Here is a 17,031-nt window from a genome sequence, read left to right as displayed (position 1 = left end):
TGGCGGCCACCCGAAAAACCACCCCGGCGCCCTTTCCCCGCCGGGGGGGGGAGCCGTTCCGGCCAGACGGCCTCCGGCGGACGGGAGCGGAGGGGGGCCCCCCCCGGCGGGGCCGCCCACCCTCGCACGACCCGAGGACCCCACCCTCGTACAGGAGAAGGAGATCATGTCCCTTCCGACGTCCCAGTCCTCCCAGCCCTTCCAGCCCTCCCGGTTCTCCCGGTCCTCGCCGGGCCTCACCGTGGCCCTGGCGGTCCGCAAGGACATCCACCGCTACGGGCTCGAAGGGATGCTGCACTCCCTGGAGTCGATCGCGAGCATCTTCAGCTACCCGACCGTCGCCGACGCCGCGGCGGCGGCCCCGAAACTCTCGCCGGACCTGCTGCTCACCTCCGCCGCCGAACTGGCGGAGGCCCCGGACGCGGCGCCGGCCCGGCGGCTGCGCGACCACGACGTGCGCCTGGTGGTCCTGGTCGGCCCGGAGGAGCGGATGACCCCGGCCTGGGCCCCGCACGTGCACGGCTTCGTGGACCGGTCGGCCCTGCACCTCAGCCTGCTGCGGGAGGCGGTCTCGGACGTGTCCGCCGGGCGCTTCCACGTGTCGGCGAGCCTGGCGCGGCGCCTGCTGGTGCCCGCCGACCCCGGCCCCGCCGTCGCGCTGACGGCGCGGGAGACCCAGGTGCTGGAACTGGTCGCGGGCGGCCTCAGCAACAAGCAGGCCGCCCGCTCCCTGGGCATCTCCGAGAACGGCGTCAAGCGGCTGATGGGGAACATCCTCGCCAAGCTCAACAGCCCCAACCGCACCCTCGCCGTGGTCAGGGCGATGGAACTCGGCCTGCTGGCGAAGCCGGCAGCAGCGTGACCAGCTCGCGCTTGAGGACCTTGCCGCTGGGGCCGAGCGGCAGCCGCTCGACGAACTCCACCCGGCGCGGCCGCTTGTAGCCGGTCAACTCCCGGCGGGCCAACTCGTCCAGTCCCTCGACGAGTTCGGCGTCCGTGCCGAAGCCGTCCCGGCGGACCACGACGGCGCAGACCTGCTCGCCGCGGGCCGGATCCGGGACACCCACCACCGCGATCTGCTCGACGCCCGGGTGGCGCAGCAGCACCTCCTCGACCTCGCGCGGGTAGACGTTGTAGCCGCCCTGGATGATCACGTCCTTCTTCCGGTCCACCAGCGTGAGGTAGCCGTCCGGCGCCAGGCGCCCGAGGTCCCCGGACCGGAACCAGCCGTCCACCAGCACCTCGGCGGTGGCCTTCGGCAGGCCGAGGTACCCGGCCATCACGTTGTGGCCCCGGACGACGACCTCGCCCACCTCGCCCACGGGCAGCAGCTCCACCCGGCCCTCCAGGTCGGCGCGGGCGACGGCCACCTCCACACCGGTGACCGGCAGCCCGACGGTGCCGGGCCGCGGCGGCGTCCCCGGGTGGTTGTACGAGACGCAGGGCGAGGTCTCGGTCAGGCCGTACCCCTCGTACACCTCGCAGCCGAGGACCTCCCGGACCTGCGTCAGGACCGCGACCGCCAGGGCGGATCCGCCGCTGTAGGCGCGCCGCAGCCGGTGCGCGGGCGCGCCCGCGGCCACCGCCTCCAGCAGCGCGTGGTACATGGTCGGCACGCCCATGAAGACGGTGCAGCCGTGGCGCGCCATCTCCTGGAGGGCCTGCTCGGCGGCGAACCGGGGCGCCAGGACGAGGGTGGCGCCGGCCAGGAAGCAGGTGCCCATGACGCAGACCTGCCCGAAGGTGTGCGACAGCGGCAGGCACCCGTAGAGCACGTCGTCGTCCTGGACCGCGAAGGGGGAGACGGCGGTCACCTCGATGTTGGTGACGACGTTGCGGTGGGTGAGCATCGCGCCCTTGGGGCGGCCGGTGGTGCCCGAGGTGTAGAGGATCGCCGCCAGGTCCTCCGGGGCGACCGCCACGAACTCGGTGACCGGCTGCCCGGGGTGGGGGGCGTCGAGGTCGATCCCGCCGGAGCGCTCGTCCGCCACGGTGAACAGCTCGATCCCGGCGGCCGCGGCCGCCGGCCCGCCCTGTCCGACGACGGTGCCCTCGCAGACCAGGGCGCGCGCATCGCAGTCCTTGAGCACGAACTCCACCTCGGCGGTGCGGGACTGCGCGTTCATCGGCACCACGACCGCGCCCAGGGCGAGGACCCCGAAGTACGCGGCCGGGAAGCGGGGGGAGTTGGGCAGCATCAGGACCACCCGGTCGCCCGGGCCGACGCCGTGGTGGCGCAGCACCGCGGCGTAGTGGCGGGCCCGGTCCCACAGCTGCCGGTAGGTGACGACGGTGTCGTCCTGGACCAGGGCCGGACGGTCCGGCCGCCGTGCCGCCGTATCGGCGAGCACGGCGGCCAGGGAGCGGGTCACACAAGCTCCTTCGCGGTGGTGTGCCCGGCCGCGCGGTCGGACGCGGTGGCGATCCCCAGCTCCTGCCAGATGCCCGCCAGGGCCTGGGCGAACTTCTCCACGTCGGCCTCCGTGTGGGTCGCCGACGGGGCGATCCGCAGCAGTTCCTCGCCGGCGCGGACGCTGGGGGCGTTGATGGCCTGGACGTACAGCTTGTGCCGGTCCAGCAGGAGCGCCGAGGCCTCCTTGCACAGGGCGTCGTCGCCGACCAGCGCCGAGACGATGTGCGAGTCGGTCGACAGGAACGGCACGTCGGCCTCCTGGAGCAGCCGGTGCAGCAGCTGGGCGTTGCGGGCCAGGCTCTCCCGCTCGGCGTCGGAGCCGCGCAGGTGGCGCACGGCGGCCAGGGCGCCGGCCGCGGTCGCGGGCGGCAGCGAGGTGGTGAAGACGAACGCCCGCGACATGGTGCGCACCGCGTCGACCAGGTCCTGCGGCCCGGCGATGTAACCGCCGGCGGTGCCGAGGCCCTTGGCGAGGGTGCCCATGATGACGTCGAACCGGTGGGCGATGCCCTCGCGGGCGGCGATGCCCGCGCCCTCGGGGCCGTACATGCCGATGGCGTGCACCTCGTCGAGGAAGGTGGTCGCGCCGTACTGCTCGGCCAGGTCGGCGATCTCGGCGAGCGGCGCCACGTCACCGGACATGGAGTACACCGACTCCAGCACGATCAGCTTGGGCGCCTCCGGATCGGTCGCCGCGAGGAGTTCGGCCAGGTGCGCGACGTCGTTGTGGCGGAAGATGCGCTTCTGGGCGCCGCTGCGCCGCAGGCCGTCGATCATCGACGCGTGGTTCAGCTCGTCGGAGAAGACCACGGTGCCCTTGGGGTTGCCCGCGATCACCGCGAGCGCGCCGTCGTTGGCGGTGTAGCCGGAGGCGAAGAGCAGTGCGGCGTCCTTGCGGTGCCAGTCCGCGAGTTCGCGCTCCAGCTCCACGTGGCGGTGGTTGGTGCCGCCGATGTTGCGGGAGCCGCCGGAGCCGGCGCCGAACCGGGCCACGGCGTCGTGGACGGCGGCCAGGACGGAGGGGTGCTGCCCCATCCCGAGGTAGTCGTTGCTGCACCAGACGGTGATCTCGTTGTCCTCGTCGGCGGTGCGGGCGATCGCGCTGGGGAAGCTGCCGGCACGGCGGCCGATCTCCAGGAAGGTGCGGGTACGGCGCTGCTCCTCGGTGAGCTGCTCGGTGAAGTAGTCGAGGTGCCGGGGCATGGGAGTTCCTCTCGTTCGACACGAAATGCGAAATGGCTTGACCGGTACGGGAGTTCGGGTTGACGCGGGGCCTCAGGCGGTGGCGGCGGCGCTGTGCTCGCGCAGCCGTGCCTTGTCGGGCTTGCCGGTCGGGTTCATGGGGAGTTCGTCGAGCACCAGCACCCGCTCGGGGGCCAGGGCCGGGGAGAGGTTGGCGCTGATGTGCTTGCGCACCGCCTCGGGTTCGACGAGCGTGCCGGGGCGGCAGGTCAGGGCGGCGTGGAGGTGCTCGGTGCCGTCGGCGTCGCGCACCCCGTAGACGGCCGCGAGGGCGACACCGGGGACGGTCAGCAGCTCGCGCTCGACCACGGCCGGGTAGATCTTGACCCCGTCGACCTTGACCACGTCGGAGACCCGGTCGAGCAGGTGGAGGTAGCCGCGGTCGTCGCGGTAGCCGATGTCGCCGGTGCGGTACCAGCCGTCGCGCAGCACGCCGGCGTCCAGGGCCGGGTCGAGGTAGCCGTCCATGAGCTGCGGGGAGCGCATCCGGATCTCACCGACCTGGCCGTCGGCCAGCGGCACCCCGGTGTCCGGGTCGCGCACCTCCAGCTCGACCTCGGGGAAGACCCGGCCGACCGTGGCGGCCAGGCCGGCGTCGGCGTGCCCGGCCGGGTCGAGGTAGCTGATCCGGCCGCTCTCCGTGGTGCCGTAGAGCTGCAGCAGGATCGGGCCGAACACCTCGTGGGCGACGGCGAGGCGGCTGGGCGCCGCCGACGTCCCGCTGTAGCTCAGGCTCCGCAGGCCGGCCAGTCCGGCCGACCGGGCGTCGCGGTGCCCCAGGTCCTCGAGGTGGTCGAGCAGCCGGTACAGCTGGGTGGTGGCCATGAAGGTGCGGGTGACGCGGTGCTCGATCACGGCGCGCACCACCTGTGGCGCGTCGAACTCCGGCAGCAGCACGACGCTGCCGCCCACCGCCAGGGCGCCGTCGACCAGGAGGCCGGCGCTGTGGCTCAGCGGGGTGCTGTACAGGGCGGTGATCTCGGCGGCCTCCGCGGGGGTGTCGACCGCGATCCGCACGGTGCCCTCCCAGGACCGCAGCGACTTGCGGATCCCCTTGGGGCGGCCGGTGCTGCCGCTGGTGAACATGATGACCGCCAGGTCGTCGGGCTCCCCGCGCTCCGGGGGGACGGCCCCGGGGTCGTCGGTGAGCGCCGTCCCGGCGGACCCGTCCTGCCCGGGGCCGACCAGCACGGCCCCGGACCGCTCGGCCAGTTCGGCGGCCCGCGCCGCGCTGGTCCGGTCGGCGTACAGCACGGTCGCACCGGTGTCCCGCACGATGCCGAGCTGGTCGGCGAGCGGCAGCATCGCCGTGCTGGTGCCCGGGTTGGTGGAGCGCAGGTAGCAGACCGCGGCGCCGGCCAGGTGGGCGGCGTGCCGCACGCTGAGCATGTCCGGGCTGTTGGGCGCGGTGAGCACGGCGACCACGGTGCCGCGCCCGACGCCGTTGGCCCGCAGGGTGCGGTAGGTGCCGGTGACGGCCCGCAGGTAGTCCTCCGCGGTCAGCTCCGTACCCGGGTAGCGCAGCACCACCTTGCCGGGGTGCTCCGCCAGTGCCGCCAGTACCTCGGGCACGTAGCCGCCCGCGTCCGACCACCAGGCCCAGCCCGCAGTCACCATGCCGCCCTCTCCTCACCGCCCCGCCGCATCCGGCGGTCAGCCGTTGACCTGACAGCTGGAGTCTTCTGGTCGCCGCCGGCGCGGAACAGGCGTGTTCGGGCACGTCGATGGTGCGCCCGGGCCGGCTGCACCACGGGGGTACCCGAACGGGTAGGCCACCCGGGGCCGCTGGTGCGCTGCCCGTCGGGGGCTCCCCGGGAGCGGGGGAGCGGGGCGAATGTGAACAGTCTGTGCCGTCGATCACGGAGGGGGGAACGGCGCAGAACGGCTGACCTGCAACGATCTGGTGGGCGGATGGATCGATTCGGGAATCGTGCTTGATCGCCGCTCCCGGACGGCGCAGGATCGATCCCGGCAAGGCACCGAGCCGTGCCGTGACACGGGGGACTGAGCGGGCCGTATCTCCTCGGCTCCGGACGACTTTTCTCACTTTCCTGACGGGCTATCCGACGGGCGGCTTCGGGCCGCTCGTTCCCATGTCACGACCGCGCCGGTTTTTCCCACTACACCGATGTTGCGGGGGAAGTGTGTTGCAACAGCCTTACTCATATCGGTACAGAGCCCTCGTGGAGCCCGACTGGCGGCGGATCCCCGGCTGGCGCGAGGTGACCGAGCAGGAGTGGCACGATCCGCAGTGGCAGCGGGTGCACTGCGTGAAGAACGTCCGCCAGCTCAGGTCGGTCTACGGTGACCTGCTGTCCGAGGAGTTCTACCTCGACGTGGAGCGCGACCAGGCGGAGCGGGCGACCATGTCGCTGCTGCTGCCGCCGTACGTGCTCAGCATGATGGTGCCGCACGCCGAGCCGGACGCCGAGAGCATGTACGCCGACCCGGTGCGCCGGCACATGCTCCCGGTGTTCTCCGACCGGGACCCCGAGTGGCCCTCGCACCCGTACGCCTCGCGGGACTCGCTGCACGAGGCCGAGATGTGGGTGGTCGAGGGCCTGACCCACCGTTACCCGACCAAGGTGCTGGCCGAGTTGGTCTCCACCTGCCCCCAGTACTGCGGGCACTGCACCCGGATGGACCTGGTCGGCAACTCGACGCCGCAGATCCTCAAGTTGAAGTTCACGGTCAAGCAGGCCGACCGCCACGACGCCATGCTGGACTACTTACGCCGGACACCGACCGTCCGCGACGTGGTGGTCTCCGGCGGCGACGTGGCCAACGTGCCGTGGCCCCGGCTGGAGTCCTTCGTCTCGGCGCTGCTGGAGCTGGACCACATCCGGGACATCCGGCTCGCCTCCAAGGCGCTGATGGACCTGCCGCAGCACTGGCTCAGCGACGACGCCCAGCGCACCATGGGCCGGCTGGCCGCCACCGCGCGCGAGCGCGGCGTCAGCCTGGCCGTGCACACCCACACCAACTCCGCGCAGCAGGTGACCCCGCTGAACGCGCGGGCCGCCCGGAGCATGCTCGACCTCGGCGTGCGCGACGTGCGCAACCAGGGCGTCATGCTGCGCGGGGTCAACGACACCCCCGAGTCGCTGCTCGACCTGTGCTTCGCGCTGCTCGACGGCGCCGGGGTGATGCCGTACTACTTCTACCTCTGCGACATGATCCCGAACGCCGAGCACTGGCGCCTCGCCCTGTGGGAGACCCAGGCGTTGCAGCAGGCGGTCATGGGGTACCTGCCGGGCTTCGCCACGCCCCGGCTGGTCTGCGACGTGCCGTTCGTCGGCAAGCGCTGGGTGCACCAGACCGAGCACTACGACCGTGAGCGCGGCATCTCGTACTGGTCCAAGAACTACGTCACCTCACTGGAACAGGACGACCCGTACGCGCTCGCCAAGTCGTACGAGTACTACGACCCGATCCAGACCCTCGGCGAGGCGGGGCGCGAGTGGTGGCGCTCCCACGTCGCAGTGTCCGAAACCGTCCCGAGCACCAGGAGCTCCCATGAGTGACCTCAGCCCCATCGCGCCGCTCTCGGTGCGGCAGAAGTTCCTGGTCGAGCCCGACCTGGGGGCCGGCAACTTCCTGCAGTACGCCCTCAAGTACAACCCGAACACCGACGTGCCGCTGGTCTACAGCCACCGGACGGACGAGCGCGGGCAGGTGGCGCTGCGCGGGTACAGCCTGCGCGAACTGGAGGCCATCCGCGACCAGTACGCCCGCTGGTACTGGGCGAACGGCGTGCGGCCCGGCGATCCGGTCGCGCTCTACATCGCCGAGGGCCTGCAGCCGATCCTGCACTTCCTGGCGCTCACCGCGCTCGGTGCCGTCCCGGCGCTGGTCAACGACGCGATGCCGATCCCGACGGCCAAGCGCTACCTGGACCACGTCGGCGTGGTCGGCCTGGTCGCGGACGACCCGCGGCTGATCTCGGCGGCCTACAAGCCCGGCCAGCCGCGGCCCCGGTTCATCGTGCCGTCCGCGGAGATCCGCGCGCACGACCCCGAGTCGGGCACGCTCCCGGACGTCTACCCGTACCGGCACGCCGCCGAGGATGTGGTGGGGCTGATCCACTCCTCCGGCACCACCGGCACCCCCAAGTCCACCATGGTGGCCCACCGCCAGTTCTGGGTCGGCAAGGAGACGCGCATGGTGCGCTTCCCGGCCGAGCCGTACGACCGGCTGCTGTCGCTGATGCCGCACACCCACGCCGGCGGTCTCAGCTACCTGCTCACCACGATCCTGCTGGGCCTGCCCACCCTGACCATGGGCGACTGGCGGCGCACCGCGGTGGAGCCGGTGATGAAGGCCTTCCAGCCCACCATGGTCGCCTCCTTCGCCCGCACCTTCGTCGAACTCGCCACCGGCGAGGCGCCGGTGGAGGCCGCCGCCAAGGTGCACACCTGGTTCAACACCGGCGACTCGGCGCACTACGGCCACATCCGCCGGCTGGTGCGGCTCGGCGAGCGCCCCTCCGGCCTGATCCAGCCCTGGCTGCTCCCCGAGGGCGACGCCGGCCAGGCGGTGCTGCCCGGCTCCCGGTTCGTCGACGGGCTGGGCTCCTCCGAGATGGGCATGGCGCTGTTCGGCCAGGTCACCACCCCGGAGACGCCCCGCGACGACCGCTGCGTCGGCCTGCCGGTCGAGGTGGTCGAGCACGCCGCCGTCCTGGACGACGACGGCAACGAGGTGCCGGACGGCACGGTCGGCTACCTCGCGGTCAAGACCCCGTCCCGCACCCCGGGTTACTGGAACGACCCGGAGCTGACCCGCAGCTTCGAGCTGGCCGGCTACTGGCTGACCGGCGACATCGCCCGCCGCACCGAGGACGGCCGGTTCTACCACCTGGACCGCACGGTCGACGTGATCAACACCGCCGCGGGCCCGGTCTACAGCCTCCCGCTGGAGGAGGTGCTGATCGCCGACTGCGAGGACCTGGTGATGGACTGTTCGGTCATCGGCGTGCCCGGCGCGCGCGGTGACGGCCAGCAGCCGATCGCCGTGGTCCGGCTCCAGGAGGGCGCGGCCGGCACCGAGCCGGCCACCATCCTCGACGCGGCGAACAAGGCCCTGGCGGCGGCCGGACTGGCCGAGCTGGCCGCGGTCTTCGTGGCCGAGCAGGAGGGCGACTTCCCGACCGGCCCCACCGGCAAGGTGCTCAAGCGCGAGCTGCGCACCCGGCACGCCACGGCGCTGACGGCCGAGGCCGCCCAGCAGTAGTCCGGCTCCACCTCCACTCCTTCACGGCTACCAGGAAGAGCTATGTCAGGAGAGAAGCAGACACGTGCGATCGGCGTCATCGGCGCCGGTCCCCGGGGTCTCTCCGTCGTGGAACGGTTAACCGTCAACGCGACGGAGGGCGGCCACCCGGTCGTGATCCACGTGGTGGATCCGTACGTCGGCAGCGGCGGCCGGGTCTGGGACGTCACGCAGCCGACCGAACTGCTGATGAACACGGTGGCCTCGCAGGTCACCATGTTCACCGACCCGAGCGTCACCTGCGAAGGCCCGATACGTCCGGGACCGAGCCTGTACGAGTGGGCGAAGCTGGACATCGAGCTGGAGCCCCTCGAGTACCCGGAGTGGGTGAGCAAGGAGGCCGCGGAGCTCGGCCCGGACTCCTACCCCTCCCGGGCCTTCTACGGCCACTACCTGGTCTGGGTGCTCGACCGCCTGGTCAGCACGGCCCCCGACCACGTCTCGATCCGGCTGCACCGCAACACCGCGGTGAGCCTGACCGAGGCCGAGGACGGTTCGCAGATCGTCACCCTGGACGACGGCAGCGGACTGCTGCTGGACAGCGTCGTCCTGGCCCAGGGGCACCTGGACATGCCGCCGAGCGCGGGCGAACTGGGCCTGGACGGCTACGCCCGGGCGCAGGGCCTCGGCTACCTGCCGCCGACCAACCCGGCCGAGGCCGACCTGGACTTCGTCGCCCCGGGCCAGCCGGTCGCGCTGCGGGGACTGGGGCTCAACTTCTTCGACTACCTGACGCTGCTGACCACCGGCCGCGGCGGCACCTTCGTCCGGGAGGGCGAGCGGCTGCGCTACCGCCCGTCCGGCCGGGAGCCGTTGATGTACGCCGGCTCCCGGCGCGGCATCCCGTACCACGCGCGCGGCGAGAACCAGAAGGGCGCCTTCGGGCGCCACTGGCCCAACTCCCGCACCATGGAACGGATCAACGTGCTGCGCGAGCAGCGCCGGCAGGGCGCCGAGGTCGAGTTCACCCGGCACATCTGGCCGCTGGTCGACCGCGAGGTCACCGGGGTCTACTACCACGCGCTGATCTCCGAGCGGCTCGGCGGCGAGCAGGCCGACGCCTTCCTGCGGGAGTACGGCGACCGGCTGCCGGGCGCGGACGACGAGGAGCTGCTCGGCCGGTTCGGCCTCGGGCCGGCCGACCGCTGGGACTGGGACGCGATCGCCCGGCCGTACGGGGACCGCAAGTTCCTCAGCCGGGTCGAGTTCCAGGACTGGCTGCTCGGCCACCTGCGGCAGGACCTGGTGGAGGCCCGGCGCGGCAACGTCCGAGGGGCGCTGAAAGCGGCCCTGGACGTCATGCGCGACCTGCGCAACGAAGTCCGGTTGCTGGTCGACCACGCCGGGATCACCGGCGAGTCCTACCGCGACGAGCTGCAGGCCTGGTACACGCCGCTCAACGCCTACGTCTCGATCGGTCCGCCGCCCAGACGGATCGAGGAGCTGATCGCCCTGGTCGAGGCGGGCGTGGTGACCATGCTCGCTCCCGGCATGCGGGTCACGCCCGCACCGGCGGGGGCCGGGTTCACGGTCGACTCCACGTCCGTTCCCGGCGGGGAGGTCGAGGTGACCGCGCTGATCGAGGCGCGGCTGCCCGAGGTCGACATCCGCACCACCGAGGACCCGCTGGTCCGCAACCTGCTGGAGCGCCGGGCCTGCCGGCCGTACCTGATCCCCACCGGCACCGACGGGCACGTGGAGACCGGCGGGCTGACGGTCACCGAGCGGCCGTACCGGCTGGTCGACGCGGCGGGCCGGGTGCACCCGTACCGCTACGCCTTCGGGGTGCCGACCGAGACGGTGCACTGGGCGACCGCGGCCGGGATCCGGCCCGGGGTCGACTCGGTGATCCTCGGCGACGCCGACGCGATCGCCCGGGCCTGCCTGTCGGCCGAACCGGGCCAGCGCTCGCCGTCGGCGGTGCGGGTGCGGGTCACCCTCTGAGGGGCGGGCGCGACCGCACCACCCGGTGGCCCCGGCCACCGGTAGTACCGGCAAGTACCTTGAGAAAGTCCTGAGTTGAACCATCAGAAGGAGGACTGCGCAGTGCCCGACCAGACCGCGTCCGATTCGACCGTCCGCCGACCGAGCGGCAGTGACCGCGCACCGGTGAGCGTCGACGCCGGACTGCTCTCACCGGTCTGGGCGGGCACCGACGCGCTCCGAACCCTGGGCGACGAGGCATGGGTCGCCGCGATGCTGGAGACCGAGGTCGCGCTGGCCCGTGCCCAGGCGTCCCTCGGCGTGATACCCGCCGACCTGGCGGGAGCGATCGCCGAGGGCGCCGCGAGAGCCCGGATCGACGTCGTGGAGCTGGCCGCCGAGGCCCGCGGCGCCGCCAACCCGGTCGTCGTCCTGGTCCGGGAGCTGACGGCGGCGGTCGCCGCCGTCGACCCCGCCGCCGCCGGGTACGTGCACCTCGGCAGCACCAGCCAGGACATCCTGGACTCGGCCGCGATGCTGCTCGGCGCGAGAGTGCTGGCGGACATCCGGCAGAACCTCTCCCGGGTGGCCGCGGCGCTGGCGAAACTCGCCGACGAGCACCGCGCCACCCCGATGGCCGCCCGCACCCTGGCCCAGCACGCCGTGCCCACCACCTTCGGGCTCAAGGCGGCCGGCTGGCTGGACTCGGTGCTGGACGCCGTCGAGCGGGTCGACCGCACCGCCGCCCTGCTGCCCGCCCAACTGGGCGGCGCGGCCGGCACGATGGCGGCCTACCAGGAGTACGCCGTGGCCACCCCGGCCGACCGGCCCGGCCACGGGATCGAGCTCGCGGCGCGCTTCGCCGCCGAACTCGGCCTGCGCGAGCCCTCCGCCCCCTGGCACAGCCTGCGCGTCCCGCTGAACGACCTCGGCTGGGTGCTCAGTTCCGTCACCGGGACGCTGGGGAAGTTCGCCCTGGACGTCCAGGGGATGTCCCGCACCGAGGTCGGCGAGGTCGCCGAACCGGCCGCCGCGGGCCGCGGCGTCTCCTCGGCGATGCCCCAGAAGCGCAACCCGGTGCTGGCCACCCTCATCATGGCGGCCGCCCGTCAACTGCCCGCCCAGGCCATGATCCTGGCCCAGAGCATGGTGGCCGAGGACGAGCGGGCGCCCGGCGCCTGGCACGCCGAGTGGCAGCCGCTGCGCGAGGCGCTGCGGCTGGCCTCGGGCGCGGCGTACACGGCCGTGGAGCTCGCCGAGGGCCTGGAGGTCTTCCCGGAGCGGATGCGGGAGAACCTGGCGCTCACCGGCGGCTCGATCGTCTCCGAGCGGCTGAACGTCGCCCTCGCCCCGCTGCTGGGCAAGGCCGAGGCGAAGAAGCTGCTGGCCGAGTGCGCCCGCCGGTCCGCCTCCGGCGCGGGCTCGTTCACCGAGGTGATGGAGGCCCGGGCGGACCTGGTGGCCAAGCTGCCGGCCGGCGTCACCGTCCAGGACCTGCTGGCCCCCGAGGGCTACCTGGGTGCCGCCGAACAGCTGGTGGACCGCGTGCTGCGGCGCCACCAGGAGAACCACGCGTGAAGGAGCCAGCATGAGTGACCTCTCCCCGGCGGTGCGCCCCCGCGGGCTGCGCGGTCCGGTGGCGTTCTGGCTGATCGCCACCACCCAGTGCCTGCTGCTGTTCGCCTCCAGCGCGCCGTCCCCGCTCTACGTGGTCTACCAGGCCAAGTGGGGCTTCTCCTCCATCACCCTGACCGAGGTGTTCGCGGCCTACGCCCTGGCGCTGCTGGTCGCGCTGCTGGTGGTCGGCGGACTGTCCGACTACGTCGGCCGTCGGCCGGTGCTGCTCGCCGCGCTCGTCGTCGAGGTGGTCAGCATGGCGCTGTTCATCCGCGCCGACGGCGTCGCCTGGCTGATGGCCGCCCGGGTGGCGCAGGGCCTGGCCACCGGCGCCGCCACCGGGGCGACCAGCGCCGCGATGCTGGACCTCGCCCCGCAGCACCGGCCCAGGCTCGGCCCGCTGGTCAACAGCGCCGCGCCGATCGTCGGGCTGGCGCTGGGCGCGCTCGGCGCGGGCCTGCTGGTCCAGTACGCGCCGCACCCGCAGACCCTGGTGTACGCGCTGCTGCTCGCGGCCTTCGTGCTCTGCGCGCTGGCCGTCCCCGCGCTCGCCGAGACCTCCCCGCGCCGCCCGGGCGCGCCGGCCTCGCTGACGCCGCGGATGGGCATCCCGCGCGAGGCCAGGCCGATGTTCCTGGTGGTGGTGCCCTGCCTGTTCGCGGTCTGGGCGCTGGGCGGCCTCTACATGTCGCTCGGCCCGTCCATCGCGGCCGGCATCCTGCACATCTCCAACCACGTCATCGGCGGCCTGGTCATCTTCGCGCTGACCGGGACGGGGGCGGTCGGCTCGCTGCTGCGCCGCAACCACCCGCCGCGGCAGACCATGACCCTCGGCTTCGTGGCCTTCTTCGTCGGGGTCGGCGCCACCCTGGGCGCCCTGGCCGCGGCCTCCACCCCGCTGTTCTTCGTCGGCACGGTGATCGCCGGGTACGGCTTCGGGACGGGCTTCCTGAGCGCCTTCCAGACCGTCGGGCCGCTGGCCGGACCGGACGTCCGCGCCGAGCTGATCGCCAGCATGTACGTCGTCTGCTACCTGGGGTTCAGCCTGCCGGCCGTCGCCGCCGGGGTGGCCGTGGGCCACATCGGGTTGAAGTCCACCGCGACGGTGTACGGCATCGCCGTGATGGTGCTCGCGGTGGCCGCCACCGCGGGGCTGCTGGTGCAGCAGCGCAAGGAGCAGCGCCTGCAGGGAAGCGGGAGCGAGCCGGTGCCCGTCTCCGGTTCGGCGCGCCGTTGACCGGAGCGCGGCTCCCCCCGTCCACGTCCCCGTCCCCGTCCACGTCTACCTGAGGTGCTTCCCATGACTGACGACAACCGGCCGGCCGGGTACGACCCGGCCGAGGTGGACGTCCTGCGCCGGTTCCTGCTGACCGCCCGGCGCGACCCGGACGCCGTCGCCGTGATCGACGACACGTCGACCGTGAGCTACGGCGAACTGGAGCTGCGGGTACGGCGGATCGCCGCCCGGCTCGGCCCGGACTGCGGCACGGTGGCCGTGCTGACCTCCCGCTCCGCGGACACCGTGGCGGCGCTGCTCGGCGTGCTCGCGGCCGGCGGCACCTACTGCCCGATCGACCCCGCGTTCCCGCTGGAGCGCAAGACCGCGCTGCTGGCGGCCGCCGGGGTGCGCAGCGCGATCGCCGCGGACCCCGGGCGGCTGCCCGCCGGGGTGCCGGTGCTGGACCCGTCCGAGGCCGCGGGCACCGAGCAGCCCGAGGCCTTCCCGGCCGGCTGGCTGCCCGAGCCCGATCCGGCCGCCCCCGCCTACCTGCTGTTCACCTCGGGCTCCACCGGGCAGCCCAAGCCGGTGGTCACCCCGCGGCGGGCGATCGGCGCCTCGGTCGCCTCGCTGGCCACCCTGTTCGCGGTCGCCCCCGGCGACCGGGTGCTCCAGTTCGCCTCGCTCAACTGGGACACCTGCTTCGAGGAGATCCTGCCCGCGCTCACCGTCGGCGCCACCCTGGTCTTCGACGCGGACGCCTACTCGGCCTCCTTCCCGCGCTTCCTGCGGATGGTCGAGCGGCATCGGATCACCCTGGTGGACCTGCCCACGGCGTTCTGGCACGAGTTCGTCAACCACCTGACCGAGGAGCAGGACCAGACCGAGGAGCGGGCCGCCCTGCCGGAGAGCCTGCGCACCGTCGTCATCGGCGGCGAGGCGGCCCGGCCGGCCCGGATCGACGACTGGTGCGCGCTGCCGGGCGCCGACGCGGTCCGCCTGGTCAACACCTACGGGTGCACCGAGACCACCCTGGTCACCCACGCGATCGACCTGCACGGACCGTTCGCCGCCCCGGCCCTCGCCCCGGAGGCCGGCCGGGTCGTCCCGATCGGCCGGGCGCTGCCGCACGTCCGGGAGCAGCTCAGCGAGGAGGGCGAACTGCTGATCGGCGGGGACGGGCTGGCGCTCGGCTACCGGGGCCTGCCGGAGGTCACCGCGGAGCGGTTCGCCGAACTCGACCTGCCCGGTGCGCCGGGGCGCTACTTCCGCACCGGCGACCGGGTCCGCCGGGAGCCGGACGGCGTCCTCGTCCACCAGGGCCGCCTCGACGACGAGCTCAAGGTCCGCGGCATCCGGGTCAGCCCGGGCGAGGTCGAGGCCCAGATCTGCGCCCACCCGGACGTGGGGGGGGGGGCCGCCACCGGCGCCGCGCTGGGCGACCACACCGTCCTGGTCGCCTATGTGACACCCCGTCCGCACGCCGACACCGACACCCTCGCGGCCGGGCTCGCCCGCTACCTGCGCCAGTCGGGGCCGAGCCACCTCGTACCGTCCCGGATCACCGTGGTGCCCGAACTCGCCCTCACCGCGAGCGGCAAGGTCGACCGGCGCCGGACCCACCAGATGTACGCCACCAGCAACTGAAGCCAAGGAGAACGACCGTGTCCACCGTTGGTACCGTCGACAGCGTGATCGGCATCTTCGGCCGGGTCCTGGAATCCGACCAGGTGACCGCCGACTCGGACTTCTTCGACCTGGGCGGGGACTCCCTGCTCGCCACCCGGGTGCTCAGCGGGGTCGCCCGCGAGTTCGGCGCGGAGTTCGGCATCGCCGACTTCATCGACGCCCCGACCCCGGCCGCCCTGGCCAAGCTGATCGAAGGTGCGGCCCGATGAGCGTCATCGTCGTCGGCGCCGGCCTGGCCGGGCTCACCGCCGCCACCGAACTGGCCGACAGAGGCGTCGAAGTGACCGTCCTGGAGGCCCGCGACCGGGTCGGCGGCCGCACCCACGGCATCGAGGTCGCCCCCGGCCAGTGGGCCGACGCGGGCGCCGCCTACCTCGGCGAACGCCACACCGAGCTCAAGGCGCTGATCGAGCGGCTCGGCCTGGCCACCGCGCCCACCACCATGCTCGGCCAGAGCCGGTTCTCCCTGGGCGGCGACCCGGAGAGCACCGACGGCCGCTTCCCGCCGCTCAGCCCGATCGCCCTCGGCGAGATGTTCGACCTGCTGGACGAGGTCACCAAGGCGGTCCGCGCGGACGCCCCGCACCTCACCCCGGACGCGGAGCGGCTGGACCGGCTCACCGTGGCCGAATGGGTCGAGCAGAACGTCCAGCACCCCGACGCCAAGCTGTTCTTCCCGCTGTTCCTCGGCGAGATGATGGCCGCCGACCCGGCCGACGTGTCGGTGCTGCACATGGCCTTCTACCTGAACTCCGGCGGCGGTATCCGCTACCTCAACGCCTTCCAGGGCGGCGCCCAGGAGGAGCGGGTCGACGGCGGTGCGCACCGGCTGAGCGAGCTGCTGGCGGAGAAGCTCGGCGACCGGGTGCTGCTCTCCCGGCCGGTGCGCCTGGTCGAGCAGATCGGCGACCGGGTCCGGGTCCACACCGACCAGGGCGTGCACGAGGGCGACAGCGTGGTCATCGCGCTGCCGCCGCTGCTGGCCGACACCATCGAGTTCCGGCCCGGGCTGCCCGCGCCGCGGTCGAGCTCGGCCACCGCCCGGGGCTGCGCCGTCAAGGTCCACCTGATCCACCCCAAGCCGCTCTGGCGCGACCACGGGCTGTCCGGCTGGTCGGTCAGCTCCGACGGGCCGCTGCTGTCCACCGTGGACGACTCGCCCCCCGGCGAGGGCGTCGGCATCCTGACCGGCTTCGTCACCGGCAGCGAGGCCCGGACCTTCGCGGCCCTGCCCGCCGAGGAGCAGCGCAGCGCCGTCCTGGCCCAGGCCCGGCGGCTGTTCCCGCAGCTGCCCGAGCCGATCGGCTACCACGTCACCGACTGGATCAACGAGGAGTACAGCCGCGGCTGCTACGCCGCGCTGTTCGGGCCGGGCGACTGGCTGGCCCAGGGCCCGCAGCTGACCGAGCCGTTCGGCCGGGTGCACTGGGCCGGCACGGAGACCAGCACCGAGTTCTTCGGGCTGATGGAGGGCGCGATCCGCTCGGGCCTGCGGGCGGCGGAGGAGATCGCTCCGGTCGACTGACCGGCCCCGAGCGACTGATATATCGTCACATCGCCGTGGGGGGGGGGGGGGGGGGGGGGGGGGGGGGGGGGGGGGGGGGGGGGGGAAGGGAGGGGGGGGGGAGGGGGAGACACCCCACACACCACACAATCC

12 protein-coding genes are annotated in these 17,031 nt (G+C 73.3%); 9 read left to right on the top strand and 3 right to left on the bottom strand.

The features are described from left to right. Nucleotides 1-166 precede the first annotated feature (166 nt). Nucleotides 167-862, top strand: a complete 696-nt coding sequence (locus tag ACZ4W5_RS29820; protein ID WP_465658009.1) for a helix-turn-helix transcriptional regulator — start codon at nt 167-169, stop codon at nt 860-862. On the opposite strand, the gene ACZ4W5_RS29815 is transcribed toward ACZ4W5_RS29820, so the two are convergent. From ACZ4W5_RS29815 to ACZ4W5_RS29805, 3 genes are all read right to left on the bottom strand, one after another. After that, the gene (locus tag ACZ4W5_RS29815) at nt 816-2,372 is read right to left on the bottom strand and encodes a long-chain-fatty-acid--CoA ligase (RefSeq protein ID WP_465658007.1); all 1,557 of its coding nucleotides are present in this window, start codon (nt 2,370-2,372) and stop codon (nt 816-818) included. The genes ACZ4W5_RS29820 and ACZ4W5_RS29815 overlap by 47 nt on opposite strands. After that, on the bottom strand, nt 2,369-3,616 hold the full coding sequence (gene hemA, locus ACZ4W5_RS29810) for a 5-aminolevulinate synthase (protein WP_360237737.1): 1,248 nt from the start codon (nt 3,614-3,616) through the stop codon (nt 2,369-2,371). Before hemA ends, ACZ4W5_RS29815 begins: the two co-directional genes overlap by 4 nt. A gap of 72 nt (nt 3,617-3,688) precedes the next feature. After that, on the bottom strand, nt 3,689-5,272 hold the full coding sequence (locus ACZ4W5_RS29805) for a class I adenylate-forming enzyme family protein (RefSeq protein ID WP_465658005.1): 1,584 nt from the start codon (nt 5,270-5,272) through the stop codon (nt 3,689-3,691). A 566-nt stretch (nt 5,273-5,838) separates the two neighbouring features. On the opposite strand from ACZ4W5_RS29805, the gene ACZ4W5_RS29800 reads away from it, so the two are divergent. From ACZ4W5_RS29800 to ACZ4W5_RS29765, 8 genes are all read left to right on the top strand, one after another. Then, a complete protein-coding gene (locus ACZ4W5_RS29800) occupies nt 5,839-7,179 on the top strand; it encodes a KamA family radical SAM protein (RefSeq protein ID WP_360237733.1) in 1,341 nt (446 codons plus the stop codon). Then, a complete protein-coding gene (locus tag ACZ4W5_RS29795) occupies nt 7,172-8,887 on the top strand; it encodes a class I adenylate-forming enzyme family protein (RefSeq protein ID WP_465658003.1) in 1,716 nt (571 codons plus the stop codon). The genes ACZ4W5_RS29800 and ACZ4W5_RS29795 overlap by 8 nt, the downstream gene beginning before the upstream one ends. 42 nt (nt 8,888-8,929) lie before the next feature. After that, entirely contained in the window at nt 8,930-10,870 is a 1,941-nt protein-coding gene (locus ACZ4W5_RS29790) for an FAD/NAD(P)-binding protein (protein ID WP_465658001.1), read from the top strand. A gap of 102 nt (nt 10,871-10,972) precedes the next feature. Then, nucleotides 10,973-12,427, top strand: coding sequence for a class-II fumarase/aspartase family protein (locus ACZ4W5_RS29785; protein WP_465657999.1), 1,455 nt, complete (start codon nt 10,973-10,975; stop codon nt 12,425-12,427). A 10-nt stretch (nt 12,428-12,437) separates the two neighbouring features. Beyond that, nucleotides 12,438-13,703: an MFS transporter gene (locus ACZ4W5_RS29780; protein ID WP_465657998.1), complete on the top strand. Its 1,266-nt coding sequence runs from the start codon at nt 12,438-12,440 to the stop codon at nt 13,701-13,703. A 63-nt stretch (nt 13,704-13,766) separates the two neighbouring features. Then, on the top strand, nt 13,767-15,332 hold the full coding sequence (locus ACZ4W5_RS29775) for an amino acid adenylation domain-containing protein (RefSeq protein WP_465657996.1): 1,566 nt from the start codon (nt 13,767-13,769) through the stop codon (nt 15,330-15,332). Nucleotides 15,333-15,349: 17 nt separating this feature from the next. Then, the gene (locus ACZ4W5_RS29770; RefSeq protein WP_465657994.1) at nt 15,350-15,583 is read left to right on the top strand and encodes a phosphopantetheine-binding protein; all 234 of its coding nucleotides are present in this window, start codon (nt 15,350-15,352) and stop codon (nt 15,581-15,583) included. Beyond that, nucleotides 15,580-16,899 (top strand): flavin monoamine oxidase family protein, encoded by a 1,320-nt coding sequence (locus ACZ4W5_RS29765; RefSeq protein WP_360237719.1) that lies wholly within the window; start codon nt 15,580-15,582, stop codon nt 16,897-16,899. Before ACZ4W5_RS29770 ends, ACZ4W5_RS29765 begins: the two co-directional genes overlap by 4 nt. Nucleotides 16,900-17,031: the final 132 nt, after the last annotated feature.

The sequence above is a fragment of the Kitasatospora sp. NPDC029367 genome (assembly GCF_055569135.1).
This window is presented reverse-complemented; position numbering and strand designations above follow the sequence as displayed.

Excerpts from the sequence above, each read along its gene's own strand:
- ACZ4W5_RS29820 (WP_465658009.1), top strand. The coding sequence starts at position 167 with ATGTCCCTTCCGACGTCCCAGTCCTCCCAGCCCTTCCAGCCCTCCCGG.
- hemA (WP_360237737.1), bottom strand. The coding sequence starts at position 3,616 with ATGCCCCGGCACCTCGACTACTTCACCGAGCAGCTCACCGAGGAGCAG.
- ACZ4W5_RS29805 (WP_465658005.1), bottom strand. The coding sequence starts at position 5,272 with ATGGTGACTGCGGGCTGGGCCTGGTGGTCGGACGCGGGCGGCTACGTG.
- ACZ4W5_RS29795 (WP_465658003.1), top strand. The coding sequence starts at position 7,172 with ATGAGTGACCTCAGCCCCATCGCGCCGCTCTCGGTGCGGCAGAAGTTC.
- ACZ4W5_RS29790 (WP_465658001.1), top strand. The coding sequence starts at position 8,930 with ATGTCAGGAGAGAAGCAGACACGTGCGATCGGCGTCATCGGCGCCGGT.
- ACZ4W5_RS29780 (WP_465657998.1), top strand. The coding sequence starts at position 12,438 with ATGAGTGACCTCTCCCCGGCGGTGCGCCCCCGCGGGCTGCGCGGTCCG.
- ACZ4W5_RS29775 (WP_465657996.1), top strand. The coding sequence starts at position 13,767 with ATGACTGACGACAACCGGCCGGCCGGGTACGACCCGGCCGAGGTGGAC.
- ACZ4W5_RS29765 (WP_360237719.1), top strand. The coding sequence starts at position 15,580 with ATGAGCGTCATCGTCGTCGGCGCCGGCCTGGCCGGGCTCACCGCCGCC.